This is a genomic window from Alteromonas sp. OM2203, from assembly GCF_048517045.1.
In the GTDB taxonomy this organism is placed as follows: domain Bacteria; phylum Pseudomonadota; class Gammaproteobacteria; order Enterobacterales; family Alteromonadaceae; genus Alteromonas; species Alteromonas gracilis.
Genome location: NZ_CP183209.1, coordinates 3,321,475 through 3,339,655, shown reverse-complemented (window position 1 = coordinate 3,339,655; position 18,181 = coordinate 3,321,475). Strand labels below are relative to the sequence as shown.

At 44.8% G+C, this 18,181-nt stretch carries 16 protein-coding genes; 6 read left to right on the top strand and 10 right to left on the bottom strand.

Translation table 11 applies throughout. The features are described 5' to 3' along the window. Positions 1-20: 20 nt before the first annotated feature. The 9 genes from ACM0P2_RS14790 to ACM0P2_RS14750 form a co-directional block, all read right to left on the bottom strand. A complete protein-coding gene (locus ACM0P2_RS14790; protein WP_173359110.1) occupies positions 21-893 on the bottom strand; it encodes an aspartoacylase in 873 nt (290 codons plus the stop codon). A 17-nt stretch (positions 894-910) separates the two neighbouring features. After that, entirely contained in the window at positions 911-1,138 is a 228-nt protein-coding gene (gene yacG, locus ACM0P2_RS14785) for a DNA gyrase inhibitor YacG (protein WP_105929610.1), read from the bottom strand. Positions 1,139-1,227: 89 nt separating this feature from the next. Further along, on the bottom strand, positions 1,228-1,980 hold the full coding sequence (zapD, locus tag ACM0P2_RS14780) for a cell division protein ZapD (RefSeq protein WP_173359109.1): 753 nt from the start codon (positions 1,978-1,980) through the stop codon (positions 1,228-1,230). A gap of 223 nt (positions 1,981-2,203) precedes the next feature. After that, positions 2,204-2,818, bottom strand: a complete 615-nt coding sequence (coaE, locus tag ACM0P2_RS14775; RefSeq protein WP_419226751.1) for a dephospho-CoA kinase — start codon at positions 2,816-2,818, stop codon at positions 2,204-2,206. A 113-nt stretch (positions 2,819-2,931) separates the two neighbouring features. Then, positions 2,932-3,837: a prepilin peptidase gene (locus ACM0P2_RS14770; RefSeq protein WP_173359107.1), complete on the bottom strand. Its 906-nt coding sequence runs from the start codon at positions 3,835-3,837 to the stop codon at positions 2,932-2,934. Between the two features lie 142 nt (positions 3,838-3,979). Beyond that, positions 3,980-5,188, bottom strand: a complete 1,209-nt coding sequence (locus tag ACM0P2_RS14765; RefSeq protein ID WP_419226750.1) for a type II secretion system F family protein — start codon at positions 5,186-5,188, stop codon at positions 3,980-3,982. A 76-nt stretch (positions 5,189-5,264) separates the two neighbouring features. Beyond that, positions 5,265-5,714 carry a pilin gene (locus ACM0P2_RS14760; protein WP_419226749.1) on the bottom strand — a complete coding sequence of 150 codons (450 nt, stop codon included), beginning with the start codon at positions 5,712-5,714 and terminating at the stop codon, positions 5,265-5,267. A 399-nt stretch (positions 5,715-6,113) separates the two neighbouring features. Continuing rightward, entirely contained in the window at positions 6,114-6,968 is an 855-nt protein-coding gene (gene nadC, locus ACM0P2_RS14755; protein ID WP_173359105.1) for a carboxylating nicotinate-nucleotide diphosphorylase, read from the bottom strand. A gap of 31 nt (positions 6,969-6,999) precedes the next feature. Beyond that, positions 7,000-7,518, bottom strand: coding sequence for a retropepsin-like aspartic protease family protein (locus ACM0P2_RS14750; protein WP_159117906.1), 519 nt, complete (start codon positions 7,516-7,518; stop codon positions 7,000-7,002). A 216-nt stretch (positions 7,519-7,734) separates the two neighbouring features. On the opposite strand from ACM0P2_RS14750, the gene ampD reads away from it, so the two are divergent. The 6 genes from ampD to lpdA all read left to right on the top strand — a co-directional run bounded on the left by ampD (position 7,735) and on the right by lpdA (position 16,835). Continuing rightward, a complete protein-coding gene (gene ampD / locus ACM0P2_RS14745; protein ID WP_173359104.1) occupies positions 7,735-8,274 on the top strand; it encodes a 1,6-anhydro-N-acetylmuramyl-L-alanine amidase AmpD in 540 nt (179 codons plus the stop codon). 42 nt (positions 8,275-8,316) lie between these two features. Next, on the top strand, positions 8,317-9,234 hold the full coding sequence (gene ampE / locus ACM0P2_RS14740) for a beta-lactamase regulator AmpE (protein ID WP_173359103.1): 918 nt from the start codon (positions 8,317-8,319) through the stop codon (positions 9,232-9,234). A gap of 339 nt (positions 9,235-9,573) precedes the next feature. Next, positions 9,574-10,320 (top strand): pyruvate dehydrogenase complex transcriptional repressor PdhR, encoded by a 747-nt coding sequence (pdhR, locus tag ACM0P2_RS14735; protein WP_024016767.1) that lies wholly within the window; start codon positions 9,574-9,576, stop codon positions 10,318-10,320. 206 nt (positions 10,321-10,526) lie between these two features. After that, positions 10,527-13,202 (top strand): pyruvate dehydrogenase (acetyl-transferring), homodimeric type, encoded by a 2,676-nt coding sequence (gene aceE, locus ACM0P2_RS14730; RefSeq protein ID WP_159117909.1) that lies wholly within the window; start codon positions 10,527-10,529, stop codon positions 13,200-13,202. Positions 13,203-13,223: 21 nt separating this feature from the next. Beyond that, positions 13,224-15,281, top strand: coding sequence for a pyruvate dehydrogenase complex dihydrolipoyllysine-residue acetyltransferase (aceF, locus tag ACM0P2_RS14725; protein WP_173359102.1), 2,058 nt, complete (start codon positions 13,224-13,226; stop codon positions 15,279-15,281). Positions 15,282-15,413: 132 nt separating this feature from the next. Further along, positions 15,414-16,835 carry a dihydrolipoyl dehydrogenase gene (lpdA, locus tag ACM0P2_RS14720; RefSeq protein ID WP_105929621.1) on the top strand — a complete coding sequence of 474 codons (1,422 nt, stop codon included), beginning with the start codon at positions 15,414-15,416 and terminating at the stop codon, positions 16,833-16,835. Between the two features lie 118 nt (positions 16,836-16,953). On the opposite strand, the gene ACM0P2_RS14715 is transcribed toward lpdA, so the two are convergent. Then, positions 16,954-18,036: a LysR family transcriptional regulator gene (locus ACM0P2_RS14715; protein ID WP_159117911.1), complete on the bottom strand. Its 1,083-nt coding sequence runs from the start codon at positions 18,034-18,036 to the stop codon at positions 16,954-16,956. Positions 18,037-18,181 lie beyond the last annotated feature (145 nt).

The window sequence follows — 18,181 nt, the reverse complement described above, 5'->3', positions numbered from 1 at the left end:
TTCGTTCTTTGTATGAGAAATCAAAGCGTTATACGTTCAGACGTGGCAAACGCAACGTCCAGTTTAAAATAGGCGGCCTCATTGATGAAGTGAGGGTAGGTTTCTTTCTCACCATCCCATAGGATGTCTTTGCCGTCGAAGGTTCTGAACATGGGCATGCCAGGCATGAGTGGCTCAAAGTCGTTGTCTTGCAATGCATGGTGAATCATAGCGGTGCGCTTGCCATTGTCATCCAAAGGGAAACCGACATTTTCACCTAAGCGAAACGCCTCACAGGCTGGCAATGCGTGTGTTTTTATCTCTTGATTGTTATAAGCAATACAAAAATCTAAAATGGCTTCTGCCATGGTTTGCGTTAAAAGGTAAACATCTTCTCTTAACACGCCTTGAGGCTGCCCGCCCACTTCAATCATTACGCCTTTTTTACCCGTAGTGCACAGGTAGCCGTGTTCAAGATAAGGCTTCTCGTCTTCCACCAGAATATTCGCTTCTGGCATTCGCTGTTTAACGAATCGCGCTAGCTGAGTGTGAAACTCATCCGCTTCTAGAATAATCAGCGTGGCACCCATTTCGCTGGTGGTGTTGTGAATATCAATAACAAAGTCGGTATTTGAATTGCCTTTTGGGCCAAGTTTTTCGTTTAGAGATTTGGCAAGTACCGCTTCTTTGGCTGGGTTATTACTGGCTAAACGCTCAAAGGTAAACTGACGGTTTAAATCTTCTTCTACAAATCGCACGTTTGCCTCAAGCGCTGCTTCATTTGCAATTGTCAAAGAAACGTTTAATGCATCAAATCGCGACGGCAAGCCAAACTGTTGCCAATTGCGAATAAGCTGAATACCGCTGGTTTCGTTTCCATGAGTACCACCAACAAGAGCGATAGAATTAAACATTGTGTTTCCTTGTATAGTTAATGCTTGAAGAAGTCGTCAGATTGTTGAGCCAACATGGCTTCTATCTCTTCGACATCAAAATCCTTGGGTGTTGCATCCTCGGCAGGCTTTCCTGCTATCTTTCTATCTTCAGCAGCCCATTCACCCAAATCGATAAGCTGACATTTTTTGCTGCAAAAAGGGCGGTATTCGCTTGTTGGTGCCCAAACTACTTGTTTGGCACAAATTGGACATTTCACTTCCATAGTACGCTCCAGTGAAATACGTTATATAAGGCTAATATCGTTGGCGTTACAGCCCAACGAGTAACCAATAAATAGAGATTATGTGAAGTTTAACAGGCTGCTAAACGAAACTGAATACTGTCTTCGACAGCGCCATTTTGCCCCTCATCGGGAGCAAAGTTCATAAAGCGCAGTGCATAGCGGTATTTGTTTCCGCTCAGGGTAGGGTAATATCCCTCATCTACGCTGCATTTTACCCGAATAAGCTCGTTTTTGTCTTCGGCTGCGCCTTGGTAAAACCCGTTGTCGGCAACGACTTCAACAAACTGACCACGCTCGCGTATAAAGGAAAGGCTTACAGCAATGGCATCATCTAGTAGACCTAGCGTTTCTAACCATTGCGTTATTTCTGTTTGGCGCTGCTCTAACGGTTGCTGCAACCAAAAATGCAGGTTGGGTAAATCGAAACTACACGCGCCACCAGGGATAGCAAAGCGTTGACGAATAGCGCTCAACAGTTTGTCATCTTTAAGAGTACTGCCAAATCGACGATCTGTTTTTAGCTTTTGCTTTAAGGTTAATACGGTCTTTAAGGCTTGTTCTAATGCTGTACTATCAATTTTCGGATGCTTTGACCAGTACACTAAGTTCTTTTCGTGAGCGTCGAGATCTTTAGTTAAATCTGAGCGCAAATCTAACCGTTCAATTAAATCTAGCAGTTCGAAAAGCTGTTCAAAAAAAACAAGCTGTAAATGAGTATGCTCGGACTTCGCCGTTATCTTAAGTTGTCCAAGCAGCTGCTCAACACGTAGATAGTTACGTACTTTTTCCTTTAGCGGAAATTCGAAAACAGCGTTACCCATGAAACCCCTTAAAACACATTGATGTAGAGAATTGGCACGAGAGACGTACCAAAATTGAAACCGAACAGTAAGTTGCGTTAAGCCTAAAGCATCAATGCGTTTAAGCCAAGCACACTTGTAGGACAAATCTTTTGTTTGACGTTATTTGTTCAAAAAAGTTTCAAAAACTGCTATTAGACTGGGAGGGAAGGTATTATTTCTGTGGATATCGCGTCATAAGCACTTAATCAGATGATAATGCCAACAGCGTGTTGTGGAGGTCTGCAATTTGTGCAGAGAGTGCAGATAGTGTTGTACTGTTATCTAAAACCGTATCAGCTGCTTCAATTCGCTCGTTTCGTGTAGCTTGAGAAGCCATGATATTTCTAATGGTTTCTTCGGTACTTCCATCCCGCTTTAAAGCACGCTCAAGCTGCATTGTTTCAGGGCAGTCTACAACAACCACGTAGTTACACATTTCCGTGAGCTTGTTTTCAACAAGTAGGGGCACAGATAAAATGCAGTAAGGGCTGGTCGATTCACTAATGAGGTGCTGCATGCGCAAGCGAATGAGTGGGTGTAGTAAATTGTTCAGCCAGTTTTTTTCATTGATGTCGGAAAATACTTTTTCACGAAGCGCGGCGCGATTAAGATTGCCGTCTTCTAGTAGAATACTATTTCCAAAGCGATTTACTATTTCTTTTAGGCCTTCAGAGCCAGGCGCTACCACATCACGTGCTACTTCATCAGCATCAACAATATCGATACCCAGCTTTTCAAAGTATGCTGTGGCTGCTGATTTACCGCTGCCTATACCGCCGGTTAGGCCAACTACAAACGGTTGTTGTGGTGTTGTCATTTCTATATAACCTTGGGATGAATGCTCGTAGCCATGCTGCTGAGTTAAGGCACTGAGTTAAGGCGCTGAGTTAAAGCACTAAGTAAAAGCAATTAGTAAAAGTACGTAGTGAATCAAAGCACATAGTCTAAATATGTGGTAATAATTTCGTGTTTAAATAACAGGGTTAACCATCCAGCTACAGCGAGATAAGGACCAAAAGGAATAGCTAACGACTTTCCTTTGTTCTGAATAATCATGATCAGAATACCTGCAATCGCGCCAACAAGAGATGACAGCAATATAATAACGGGCAGCCCTTGCCAACCGGTAAATGCCCCGAGCGCAGCTAACAATTTAAAGTCGCCGTAACCCATGCCTTCCTTGCCTGTAACCAGCTTAAACAGCCAATATACTGACCATAAACTTAAATAGCCTGCCGCTGCGCCAATGATTGCATCGGTCGTACCAACAAAAATGTTTTGAGTGCTTAACAGCAGCCCAAGCCAAAGCAAAGGAAGGGTGAGCTGGTCGGGCAGTAACATTTTGTCTAAATCAATAAATAGCAATGCAACAAGCACATAGGTGAACGCGACAGCCCACAGCGCTTGAGACGTAACGCCAAACTCAAAGGCCGCGAATGTACAAGCTATTGCTGTGAAAAGCTCAACAAGCGGGTAGCGAATTGAAATCCCAGTTTTGCATTTAGCGCATTTACCTTTTAAAAACAGGTAGCTGATAACGGGAATATTTTCCCACGCGCGAATTTTGTGGCCGCAGCTTGGGCAGGTACTGTCGGGTTTTACAAGGTTAAAAGGCTCGTCTGGCGTGGCTGATTTATCATTAGCAGATGTGGAAATACCATCATTTGCGCCATCGCTAAAATAGCTTTCATACTCTTGCTGCCAGCTGCGCTCCATCATAATAGGCAAACGGTAAATTACTACATTTAAAAAGCTGCCCACCATTAGGCTTACAAAGAAAACAAGGCAATAGAAAATAGCGGGGTAGAGCTGGCTAAGCGTTATGATGGCATCCATGAAGTGTAGTTCTTTTAATTTTATTAATGATCGATAAAGGGCTTGGCTCTTAGCTTTTCATAAAGCGCCTATTTAAGGCGCTGTAGCCATATTCAATTTCTGCGTTTCAAGCCAAGAGCATTTATACTAATGCTTTGATAAGTTATACCACGTTACCCATTTCGAATATAGGTAAGTACATGGCCACAATCAGGCCACCGATAACCACACCAAGTACAGCCATGATCATAGGTTCAAGCAAACTGGTTAAACCGTCTACCATGTCATCAACTTCAGCTTCGTAAATGGTGGCTATCTTGCTTAGCATTTCGTCCACGGCACCGGACTCCTCACCAATGGCAATCATCTGGGTCACCATGTCGGGGAACACTTGAGTCGCACGCATAGCCACATGCATAGGCATACCGCCAGCCACTTCTTTACGAATATATAGTATCGCGTCTCGATAAACTGCGTTGCCGGAAGCCCCAGCGGCCGATTCAAGTGCACCAATTAGCGGAACACCTGCCGCAAAGGTAGTGGCCAAAGTACGTGTAAAACGGGCGATACTTGCTTTTTTAAGTATTTCACCTATAACCGGAATTTTTAAAATGTTGCGGTCTACACTATCGCGTAACTTTTGGCTACGCCTATGAGCACGCACAAACATAAAGCCTGCAGCAGCTAGACCCATGGCGATAAAAATGCCGTAGTCTTGCACAAAACGCGAAATCCCAAGCACAAATACGGTAAACGCGGGCAGCTCAGCGCCAAAGCTGCTAAAGATTTCTTCAAACTGGGGCACAACGAAAATAAGCAGAATAGTTGTAACAATAAAAGCAACAACCAAAACGGCGATAGGGTAGAACATCGCTTTTTTGATTTTTGATTTTAGTGCTTCAGCTTTTTCTTTATAGGTGGCAATTCGGTCATAGATGGTTTCAAGGGCACCCGACTGTTCACCGGTGTAAACCAAGTCACAGTATAAATCATCAAAATAGAGGGGGTGTTTTCTCAATGCAGAAGATAGCGGATTACCTGATTTAACTTCTTCAGTAATTTCGCCAAGCAATTTGCGCATTGAAGGGTTAGCGTGACCTTGCGCGATCATTTCCAAGGATTGAATAAGGGTTACACCAGCGGCCAGCATGGTAGCAATTTGCCGTGAAATAACAGAAACATCAGCGGGAGTAATTTTCTTGGCGCCACCAAACAGAGGCGTAGCGAGTTTTTTTACTTTGTTAGCAGAGATCCCTTGTCGCCGGAGTAGGTTTTTTGCTTCTGAGAGCGAAGTAGCTGAAATTTCGCCTTTGCGAGCTTGACCGTTACGATCTTTTCCCTGCCAAGTGAATACCGTAGCTGCTTTTGCCATAAACTTTAATCCAAAAAAAATTAAAAAAACCCAGTCAAAAACTGGGTTTTATGGTATCAAACGTTAGCAACTAGACCTAGCAAAGAGTTGTAGGGTTGCAAGTAGCAGTCCACGTAACGTTACCGTTTCCGCCTACAGCAGGTGTAAGAGTATAGGTCGCAGGGGTAGTGCCGTCTGATTGTGTTACGCCAGAATCAACTGATGCGGTTGCAACGATAGCTCCATTAGAAGTTGACACTAGTACCATTGCAGTTGTGTAGCCACTAGTAGCGGTAGTAATATCTGTTGGAATTCCGTTAGAACCGCCATCACAGTTCGCTAAGGTATCATCAACAGTCTGAGCACAGATTTCTACAGCTGTTTTTGCTGCTGCCGTCGCATTAGTAACTTCAGTAAAACGCGCTTTTTGCGTGTAGTTCTGATACGCAGGAAGTGCGATTGCTGCAAGGATACCGATGATTGCTACAACAATCATTAGTTCGATTAGGGTGAAACCCTTTTGGTTTTTAGTGTTCATTTTCATCATGGTTTTTCTCCGGGACGCGTATAACACGCTAAGTTAAATCTAATTCAAATTGACGTTTATACCCGAGTCGTCCTTTTCAACGCCCCTGGTACTTGATACTCAGTATAGAATTTTATTTGGTACTGACAAGTATAAGCGAATATACGTATGTCTAGCTTTTGCAGTATGACATGGTTCGCTAGCCCATGGCAGACCTGTTTACTTAAACTTTCGTATAAATCTTAATGACTTAGCTATGTATATCCATCTATACACAGAGAAACATGACGAGAAATAACTGGGGATTTGCGCGAGTTGTCGTATCTATGGTTATACCACAACTCACGTTTTTCTGCTTCGCTACAAACTAAGGTGTTGACACCTAGTTAGCTGACTAAAGTGCCTTTACAAACTGTACTACTAAGACAAGGTAATCCGCAGCGACAAATCAATCGCCTGAACATGTTTAGTCAGCGCGCCAGATGAGATGTAATCTACACCTAGTTGTGCAAGTGATGCCAGTCGTTCATCAGTAATGTTTCCTGATACTTCCAGTTTACATTGACCTTTATTAAGCGCTACTGCCTGTTGGATCTGTTCGTTAGAAAAGTTATCTAGCATTACAATGTCTGCACCTGCAGATAGGGCTTGCTCAAGTTCTTCCAAATTCTCTACTTCTACTTCAACAGGCTTACCCGGCATCATCGACTTTGCTCTGCTAACAGCTTTTTCAATATTTCCACAAGAAAATATGTGGTTTTCTTTTATTAGAAACGCATCGAACAAACCCACACGATGGTTTTGACCACCGCCACAACGTACCGCGTATTTCTGTGCATAGCGAAGGCCTGGCAGGGTTTTGCGGGTATCTAGAATTTTAGTATTAGAGCCAGCTAAGAATTTAGCGTAAAACGCGGTTACGGTTGCAGTGGCTGACAGGGTCTGCAAAAAGTTAAGTGCCGTACGTTCAGCAGTCAATATGGCTCGAGCGGAGCCTTCTAAACTTACCAGAACGGTGTCGGCCTCTACCTTTTCACCGTCTTTTACATGCCAGGTTAGCGATACTGACTCATCGATAAGCGCAAACGCCTGGTTTGCCCATGCGATCCCGCAAACAACGCAAGGCTCCCGCGTAATAATGGTGGCTTTTGCATTGACGCTTTCATCTATCAAGTTTGCGGTAATGTCGTTCGCGGCATTTAGTTCGCCGCCAAGATCTTCAACAAGCGCGTTAGATACTTGCTCTCGAATTGCTTGCATGTCTGGTGATGTCATCTTCATCGCTGTGATCTGTGTTATGGTCTACTTAAAGGGTACGCAATATTAACCAATCTCCGCGCTGAGTAAACTCTAATTGGCGAAGAACGCTCATTCCAAGCAGTATATGGTCATCTTGCATACCGGGGTTTAAGTTTGCTTTTACATCGCGCACCACAATTTCACCAATGCGCAACGTATTAATGGTCGATTCGGCAACTCTCACTACGCCATTGGCTGTGTTGGCTAATCCTTCACGTCCTGCTTTGAGCTGCAGTTTATTTGCCAGGTGAGCGGGTACGGCCACGTCGGTCGCGCCGGTATCCACAAGAAATACCACTTCTTCGCCATTGATATAACCGGTTGTTACATAGTGCCCTTGGCGATTTTGCTTAAGGCGGACCTCAGTTTGGGAACCTATACGCTCGGATGTTGGTTCGGTATTGGGGTTAATTTGTTTTTCTAGCAAGTCAGAGAAGACAAAAACCAGTAGCCCAAAGCCGCAAATCCAGGCAAGCGCCACCATCCATTTGCCCGTTGATGTTGTCGGGTCTTGTTGTTCATTCATGCTTAACCCTTTCTATTCATGGTGTGCATTATATCTTATACAGCCGGCTTTTCTGAAAAGGCCTTCGAAAAGGTCTAAGGTCAGGCTTAATTATTTGCCTAGGCCATTGGCTAAATAAATTGGTCCAAATCACTGGAAGCTCTTAGAGCCCTATACACTTATAAGCCTATACAATGTAGGCTACTACGCAGAAAATCAATTATCGAAGCAAATATCATGGTGCTCTACAATAACGCTCGCTTCACATCGAGCCCGCATTTCGACGCCCGTCCAGACGACACAGACGTAAGCTTACTAGTCATACATAATATCTCACTGCCGCCTTCACAATTTGGTACGCCTGGCATTCGACAATTGTTTACTGGCACGCTAAATCCAGATGAACATCCTTTTTATAAAGAAATTGCTGGTATACGGGTTTCCGCCCACTGCGTGATATATCGGACCGGCGAAGTAGAACAATTTGTACCTTTCGAGCAGCGGGCATGGCATGCAGGTGTATCTTCATTTCAGGGCCGTAGCCGTTGTAATGACTATGCCATTGGTATTGAACTGGAAGGCACAGATACCTTGCCCTTCACCGATGCGCAGTATAAAGCACTCGGTGAACTTACTGAATTCATTACTAGATACTATCCTCGGATCACTTTAGGGCGTATCGTAGGTCATAATGATATTGCGCCTGGTCGAAAAACTGATCCGGGCGAGGCATTTGATTGGGCAAGGTACAGAATGCGCGTTGCTGGGCTTACGTAATAAAACTCAGGTCCGCCGCAGGAAAAAGGAAACACAATACCTATGATGTTAATGAGCTTGCTATTAGTTCTCAGTCTTGAACGGTTGATAACCAAAACACCGAATTGGCATATCGAAAAGTATGTCGCTCAATATCGTGACATTCTTCACGATAGAGGTCTGCTCAAGCTTAAAAATAGTGAAGAGGAAAGTGAAAACAAGACTAACGAAGAAAGGCCATCCGCTCCCTCTGCGGCACTTTATTTCTATCTCTTACTTCCAGCAGTACTGCTTGGGGCCATTGAATATTGGTTGCTTGGGGCATTTCTCACCTTTATTGAACAGAGCATAGTATTGTTTATTTGTATTGGCTGCCCTGTATTGAGGGCGGTTTACAAGAACTTTCTTAATGCTGCTGACCGGGGCGATCTTCAGGCATGCAGTATGTATACTGATCAATTAGGGCATTGCGGCAGTCAAACAGACAGTGACGGCACAGCCGGAGCAGAAGGTAAAAGCTTTGGTCAACATCTTACTTGGCTTAACTATCAGCATTATGCAGCAGTGATGTTGTGGTTTATCGCCTTTGGTGCACCGGGGGCGTTGTTTTATAGCTTAAGTCGAAGCACAACGGAAGCATTGTGTGATGCTAATCATCCTTTGAAGGTGGCCGCAGGTAGGCTCATGTTTGCGATAGATTATATTCCTGTCCGGGTAACAGCCTTCGGTATGTTGATGATGGGACATTTTTCCCGAGCGCTTCCAGAGTGGCTAAAATATGCCCTTCAATTCGATGTATCTGCATACGATGTGCTGACAAAAATTTCCTCAAAAGCCGAGGTGCTCACGGCAGATGAACAGCAGCTACAGGCTGAAAATGCAGCAGTAGAGCCCAAGGTGCTTGTAAAGTTAGCAAAACGTAATGTTATTTTTCTGCTAGCCATTACCTCGGCTTTAACACTTGTAGGTAGCTTGGCATAGCCAATATTTTTAACATTTAATAAGTGCTAAACGTTTGGTCTGTTTATAATTTGTAGGCAGATCAAACGCTTCGCGTCTCATCATTCCTTTATTTCGCCTCATCAGACCAGTTCTGGCTGTTGCACTTTTCTTAACAAATTCAACAATAAAGCTTAACACGCAGCAATTCTCACTGTGTTTGCTATGCTTGTGAGTATTTACCTCGAAATCGATCTGCCTTAAACTAGATAGGTAAAATGGTATTACCAATTGTGGCTGTAGAATAATTATCTCTGATTATTTTTTACATTCACTGCTGTTATATCAGCGCTGGTTTAAATTAAAGGATAAGTGCAACGCATGCGGCAGCAGCGAAAAAAACTCTCTGATGTGATTACCGAGCAACTCGAGTCAATGATACTCGACGGTACCTTATTGGCGGGTCAAAAACTGCCGCCAGAAAGAGAGCTTGCGCTTGAATTTGATGTTTCTCGCCCGTCGTTGAGAGAGGCCATTGGCAATCTACAGGCACGCGGACTGGTAGAGCGTAAGCAAGGCGGCGGTACATTTGTAAATCGCAACCTTAATTCTGCCATGACCGACCCGCTAATGGACTTAGTTAGCCAGCGCCCTGAAACCCAGTTTGATTTGCTTGAATTTCGTCACGCCCTTGAAGGAATGGCGGCTTATTACGCGGCGCTTCGTGGTCAACCAGAAGACTATGAGGCATTAAAGCAAGCATTAAATGACGTGCCTACGCCCAAAGCCCATGAAAGTAAACGTGCTCAAGCAGAGGCGCTAGGTCAGTTTTACATCATTATGGCAAGAGCATCGCACAATATGGTGCTGTTGCATGTGATGAGCACCATGCAAAGTATGCTGGTGGACAATATTGAACGAAATTTTGACATGTTGGCAGCGCACCCTGAAGCAGTGGAAGACATTGCTAAGCAGCGTCGTGAAATTGTAGAAGCTATTGCTTCTCGCGACCCTGAAGCTGCGCGTCAGGCATGTAATACGCATTTGGCGTTTATCGAAAAAACGCTTTTAACCATTAATCAACGCGATACACGTGTACAGCGCGCATTGCGACGATTAGAAATTTAGTTACTTAGCTTTGCTTTCAAAAAAGCTAGTTAGCTATTCATTCGCAGAGGCCGGTCAGGTTTTTCCTGTGCCACTGCAAAAGCAGGTGAGCCAGATTGGGTCACTGTGAGTACAACGTAATTTAGTTTTCCTTCTTTTAGCGCCTTTATGATAAGAGGCAATGCTAAGGGAGGATTTTCTATATAAGCAAAAAATAGGATGGCACCATGTCTGATATGATGCACCAAGATGTAGATCCTCAAGAAACTAAAGAGTGGATTGATGCGCTTGAGTCGGTTTTAGAAGAGGAAGGCGTAGAACGCGCCCACTATTTACTCGAAAAACTTATTGATAAAGCACGTCGCAGCGGAGCGCATTTACCGTATGACGCTACTACTGCCTACATCAATACTATCCCAGCAGCGCAAGAACCAAAAATGCCTGGTGACTTGACCATCGAAGCGCGCATCCGTGCGGCGATTCGTTGGAACGCATTGATGATTGTATTGCGTGCATCGAAAAAAGATCTAGAGCTTGGTGGCCACATTGGTAGCTTCGCATCATCGGCTATGCTTTATGATGTAGGTTTTAACCATTTCTTTAAAGCACCTAATGAAAACCAAGGCGGCGACTTTATTTTCGCGCAGGGCCATATTTCTCCGGGAATTTATGCGCGTTCTTACATGGAAGGCAATTTAACTGAAGAGCAGTTGAATAACTTCCGTCAAGAATGTGCGGGCGATGGTCTATCGTCTTACCCACACCCTCACTTGATGAAAGACTACTGGCAGTTCCCAACCGTATCTATGGGTCTTGGTCCGCTTCAAGCAATCTATACAGCACGTTTCCTTAAGTACCTAACTAATCGTGGTATTAAAGACTGCTCAGGTCAGCGCGTATACTGCTACATGGGTGACGGTGAGTGTGATGAGCCAGAAAGCTTGGGTGCAATTGGCCTTGCGTCTCGCGAAGGCCTAGACAACCTAACGTTCGTTATTAACTGTAACCTTCAGCGTCTAGACGGCCCGGTACGTGGTAACGGCAAAATTATCCAAGAACTTGAAGGTACGTTCCGCGGCGCAGGCTGGGAAGTAGTGAAAGTCATTTGGGGCAGCTACTGGGATGAGCTACTAGCTCGTGATAAATCAGGCAAGCTAATCCAGCTTATGGGTGAAACAGTAGACGGTGAATACCAGAACTGTAAAGCCAAAGGCGGTAAATACACTCGCGAGAACTTCTTTAACAAGTACCCAGAAACAGCGGCGCTTGTGGCGAACATGTCTGACGATGACATCTGGCGTTTGAACCGTGGTGGCCACGACCCAGTTAAAGTATTCGCAGCATATCAAAAAGCGATTGATACCAAAGGTCGTCCAACAGTAATTCTTGCTAAAACGGTTAAAGGTTTCGGTCTAGGCGCATCAGGCGAAGCACAAAACGTAGCGCACAACGTTAAGAAAATGGACGTTGATTCAATCAAAGTATTCCGTGACCGTTTCAACATTCCGGTAGCGGATGACAAGATTGCTGACCTGCCTTACTTCAAGTTTGACGAAGACAGCGAAGAAATGAAGTACCTTCGCGCACGTCGTGAAGCACTAGGTGGTTACCTACCATCGCGTCGCGAACAAGCTGAAGAACAGTTGGAAGTTCCTGAGCTAAGTGCATTCGATGCAATCTTGAAAGGTTCAGGCGACCGTCAAGTGTCATCAACCATGACCTTTGTACGTGTATTAAACGCGCTATTGAAAGACAAGAAAATTGGTAAGCGTATTGTACCAATTATCCCTGATGAAGCCCGTACCTTCGGTATGGAAGGCTTGTTCCGTCAGGTAGGTATTTACGCCAACGAAGGTCAGAAATACGTACCTCAAGACGCCGACCAAGTCGCTTACTATCGCGAAGATAAGAAAGGTCAGGTACTTCAAGAAGGTATCAACGAGCTAGGTGCAATGGCATCGTGGGTGGCGTCAGGTACGTCTTACTCTACGTGTAATGCAACCACTATTCCGTTCTACATTTACTATTCAATGTTTGGTTTCCAACGTGTTGGTGACCTTGCATGGGCAGCGGGCGATAGCCAAGCGCGTGGTTTCCTATTAGGTGCAACAGCAGGTAGAACCACACTTAACGGTGAAGGCTTACAGCACCAGGACGGTCATTCACATGTTCAGGCTAACCTAATTCCAAACTGTATTACTTACGACCCAACATATGGGTACGAAGTAGCGGTTATCGTTCAAGACGGTCTACGTCGTATGTATGGTAACAACGAGAACATCTTCTATTACCTAACGCTAATGAACGAGAACTATCAGCACCCTGCAATGCCAGAAGGTGATGATGTAGCTGAGCAAATCATTAAGGGTATTTACAAGCTAGAGCGTGTTGAAAACGACAAGTCTAAGCTTAATGTTCAGCTAATGGGCTCAGGTACTATCTTGAACGAAGTACGTAAAGCGGCACAAATTCTGTGTGACGATTACAACGTGTCTTCTGACGTTTACTCAGTGACCTCGTTCAACGAGCTAGCCCGTGAAGGTCAAGACGTAGCACGCTGGAACATGCTAAACCCAGAAGCGGAGCAAAAAGTACCTTACATTGGTCAGGTAATTACGAAAGATGCAGGCCCTGCGATTTCTGCTACTGACTATGTGAAGAATTACTCAGACCAAGTACGTGCGTTTATCGACACTGAATACCGCTGCCTAGGTACAGACGGTTTTGGTCGAAGCGATAGCCGTGAAAACTTGCGTACTCACTTTGAAGTTAATGCGTCATACATTGTGGTTGCATCACTTTATGAATTGGCTCAGCGCGGTGACGTTGAGAAGAAAGTGGTAGCAGAAGCCATTAAGCGTTTTGAAATTAACGCTGAAAAACTTAACCCACTTTACGCGTAAGCCAGATAAGGTATTTTACATATGTCAGATATTCAAAAGATTATCGTACCCGATGTAGGTGGCGACGAAGTTGAAGTTATCGAGCTATGTGTTGCCGTAGGCGACAACATTGAAGCCGATGAAGGCGTGGTTACTGTTGAAAGTGACAAGGCGTCAATGGACATTCCTGCACCGTTTGAAGGTGAGATTGTAAGCCTGTCTGTATCAGTAGGCGATAAAATCAAAGAAGGCGATGTAATTGGTGAAATGAAAGTTGCCGGTGGCGACAGTGCCGGTGATAGTGACAGCGCCGCTGAAGAGTCATCTTCAGACGACGCGTCACAAGAAGCGCCTAAGCAAGAAGAAGCACCGAAAGAAGAAAGCAAGTCAGAGGCAGCGCCAGCTGCGTCTGGCGGCACCGAAGTGATTGAAGTTGCAGTGCCCGATATTGGCTCTGACGATGAAGTAGACGTTATCGACGTGCTGGTTTCAGCGGGCGACACCATCGAAAAAGAAGATGGTCTTATTACTCTAGAAACCGATAAGGCAACTATGGACGTTCCTTCAACACACGCAGGTACGGTGAAAGAAGTATTCATCAGCACTGGCGATAAAGTAAAAGAAGGTACGGTAGTTATTAAGCTTGAAGTAGCGGGTTCTGGTTCGTCTTCAAGTGAATCGGCTTCTAGCGATGCACCTTCTGAAGCATCTACACCGGCTGCTCAAGAAAGCGAAAAGCAAGAGTCAGCGCCAGCGGCTTCTGCAAGTAGCGAAACCATTGAAGTAGCAGTGCCGGATATTGGTGAAGACGGTGAAGTTGACGTTATTGACGTTCTTGTATCTGTTGGCGACACCGTTGAAAAAGAAGACGGCCTAATTACGCTGGAAACTGATAAAGCCACCATGGATGTACCTTCAACACACGCAGGTACTATCAAAGAAGTCTTCATCAAAACCGGCGACAAAGTTAAGCAAGGTACTTTGGTTGTTAAACTAGAGACCAGCGGTGGTTCGTCTTCACAAGCGTCATCAGCACCGAAAGCTGAAAAGCAAGCTGACGCGCCTAAGCAAGAAGAGACTAAACAAGACTCACAACAAGAAGAGTCGCAGCAAGATGCCTCGCAAGGTCGTTCACCGGTACCTCCTGCTCCTGAATCAAAAGGTAACGGCAAAGCGCATGCGTCGCCTTCGGTACGCCGAATTGCTCGCGAATTTGGTGTAGATCTAACTCAGGTTAATGGCTCTGGCCCTAAAAACCGTATCTTGAAAGAAGACGTTCAGGCTTACGTAAAAGCTGAACTTGCGAAACCTCGCACAGCAGCAGCTTCAGGCAGTGCGCCAGTAGGCGACAATGTACTTCAAATTGTGCCGGTTAAACCTGTTGATCACAGCAAGTTTGGTGAGATTGAAGAACAGAAACTTTCTCGTATTCAAAAGATCTCTGGGCCGTTCTTACACCGTAACTGGGCGACGATTCCGCACGTTACGCAATTCGACGAAGCAGATATCACTGACGTTGAAGAGTTCCGTAAAGAGCAAAACGCTTACCACGCGAAGATTAAGTCTGGTCTTAAGATCACGCCACTTGTTTTCGTAATGAAAGCCGTAGCAAAAGCCCTTGAGAAATACGAAGTATTCAACTCGTCACTGTCTGACGACGGCGAAAGCTTAATCATCAAGAAGTTTATCAATATTGGTATTGCGGTTGAAACACCGGGAGGCCTTGTTGTACCTGTTATTCGTGACGTGAATAAAAAAGGTATTGAAGAACTTTCTCGGGAGCTTATCGAAACATCTAAGAAAGCTCGTGAAGGTAAGCTTAAAGCAGCGGATATGCAGGGCGGTACATTTACTATCTCTAGCCTTGGTGGTATCGGCGGTACAGCGTTTACGCCTATTGTAAATGCACCAGAAGTCGCCATATTGGGTGTATCTAAGTCTGAGATGAAGCCTAAGTGGAATGGTAAAGAGTTTGAGCCGCGCTTGATGGTGCCGCTAAGCCTGTCTTATGACCACCGAGTAATCGATGGTGCGGTAGGTGCAAGATTCTCTACTGAGGTTGCTGCAAACCTAACTGACTTACGCAGAATCATACTTTAAATAAAAGGCCGAAAAAGTTTACAATATCAGTAACATTTTCGATGATTTTATCAGCCTTTTTGACGGCATTTAGGTTATGCTATTACGCAAAAGTAATAGCATGACCCTACAAGAACAGGATTGAGGTTCACAATGAGCGAAATTAAAACGCAATTGGTGGTACTGGGCGGCGGCCCTGGCGGTTATTCAGCAGCATTCCGTGCGGCTGACTTAGGTATTGAAACGGTTATCGTAGACTCTCGCGACACCCTAGGTGGCGTTTGTCTTAACGTTGGCTGTATCCCTTCAAAAGCCCTTCTTCACGTTGCTAAAGTGATGAAAGAAGCGAAGCACCTTGCAAGTCACGGTGTATCGTTTGGCGAGCCAACCATCGATTTAGATAAAATCCGCGAGTACAAAGACGGCGTTGTTAAGCAATTAACGAATGGCCTTAGCGGTATGTCTAAAATGCGTAAAACCAAGCATGTACAAGGCTTCGGTAAATTTACAGGCGCAAACACCCTAGAAGTAAAAAATGGTGACGACGTTACTACTATTACTTTTGAAAAGGCGATTATTGCTGCAGGTTCTGAGCCGGTAAGCCTACCGTTCATTCCAGAAGATGATCGTGTAATCGACTCAACTGGCGCACTGGAAATGAAAGATATTCCAGAAAAAATGCTAGTACTAGGCGGTGGTATCATCGGCCTTGAAATGGGTACTGTGTACGAAGCACTTGGCTCAAAAATTGATGTAGTTGAATTCTTAGACCAGCTAATTCCAGCAGCTGACAAAGACATCATGAAAGTATTCATGAAGGACTACAAAGAAAAATTCAACATTATGCTAGAAACCAAAGTAACTGCGGTTGAAGCAAAAGACGACGGTCTTTATGTAACGTTTGAAGGCAAGAATGCACCTTCAGAACAAGTTCGCTACGATAAAGTATTGGTTGCTGTTGGCCGTAAGCCAAACGGTAAACTAGTTGGTGCAGACGCTGCTGGCGTTAATGTTGACGAGCGTGGCTTTATTAATGTTGATAAGCAAATGCGTACTAACGTTGACCACATTTTCGCAATCGGTGACCTTGTAGGTCAGCCAATGCTTGCCCACAAAGCAGTGCATGAAGGTCACGTTGCAGCAGAAGTTATCGCTGGACAGAAGCATTACTTCGACCCGCGCGGCATTCCTTCAGTAGCTTACACTGAGCCAGAAGTTGCTTGGGTTGGTGTTACTGAGAAAGAAGCGAAAGAGCAAGGCTTAAGCTACGAAACAGCGACGTTCCCATGGGCTGCGTCTGGCCGTGCCATTGCCTCTGATGCCACTAACGGTATGACCAAGATGATTTTCGACAAAGAAACGGGTCGAGTTATTGGTGGTGCAATGGTGGGTACTAATGCAGGCGAAATGCTAGGTGAGATTGGCCTTGCACTAGAAATGGGTGCTGATGCAGAAGACGTAGCACTTACTATTCACGCTCACCCAACGCTTAACGAGTCTATCGGTCTTGCGTCTGAAATCTTCGAAGGAAGCATTACTGACCTGCCAAACCCGAAAGCGAAGAAAAAGAAGTAAAATAACTTCTTTCGATAAACTATAAAAAACCGCTCATATGAGCGGTTTTTTTATTTCTACATTCGAACAGATTGCGTCGTCGTTAAAATGACTCAGTAATACTAGTCCGCATAGATAATCAAGCCGTTTCTTTTCCAACCACCATCTTGCTGAGTTCTTCGTCCATTTCATCATTGCTGGGCGTTTGCAAATGAGCCGGCGTAAACTCTTCGCAGTTCATATTGCGCTGTTCCATAAAGCGTTTTACGGTATCTGCGCAGTACGCTTTACGGCAGCATTGAGACAACAGCATTTCATGACGCTGTACACGCTCGCGAATAAACTTAACCACTAAGCCCCTTAGCCATTGTAAACCGGCATCTTGGTCTTGACGTTTATGCCACATAACTGATAGCGGCGAACTTACAATCTCTATAGGTGTTTCGAACACCGCCAGTTCACCCGAGAAAATCTCTTTTTCCATAACTAGTGAGGGCGCAACGCAAATAAGGTTGCTCTCTTTAAGCAATGGCGCGGCGTTGTGAAATTGATTCACCGACATGGCTACACGGCGTTTAAGACCTAAATTTGCTAATACTTGGTCAGTTGGCCCGCTTACATCGCCTGTTACGGAAACTAATAAATGATCAGCGGCCACAAAGTCTTCCAAACTAAGTTGAGACTTCGCCAACGGGTGATCTGGCCGCATGACAACAACCCAGCTTGGGTCAAGAACATGTTCGGCTCGAATAACAGAACCAGGCTCTTGATACTTGGAAAAAGTCAGTTCGGCTTCAGCGTCTTTAAGGATCTTATCCGTTTCCATATCGTAATTTGGAATAGCATGGATATTGATACCAGGCGCTTCATTTTCAATAACTTTGCGTAGCGGCCCCCACACCATAGATACAATACTGTCGGTAGCGGCTATACGAAAAGTACGTTTGGCCGTTGCAGGATTAAAGTCGGTGGGGTTTACGGCAACTTCAAGCTCTCCCAGCGGCCCTTGAATTTGGCTCCATAAATTTTTAGCAAACGATGTTGGCTGAATACCTCGGCCATCTTTCACAAATAATTCATCATTCCAGGCGGTGCGCATGCGTGATAGCGCATTGGAAACGGCGGGCTGCGTCATTGATAGCCTATCTGCCGCACGGGTAATTGCCCCTTCGGTCATAATCGCATCAAAAATCATTAATAAATTTAAATCATGTGGACGCATCATCGTCTCCAAATATCGTTTACGAATTAGATATAATCCAAATCTTATGTAGGGCTTGCGAGCAGCTTTCGTTTTATCTCACTTCTTTTGTATCAGCCTAGTAGTATGTAGGTAGATATTACTACTGATTCCACGCTTCTTTTAG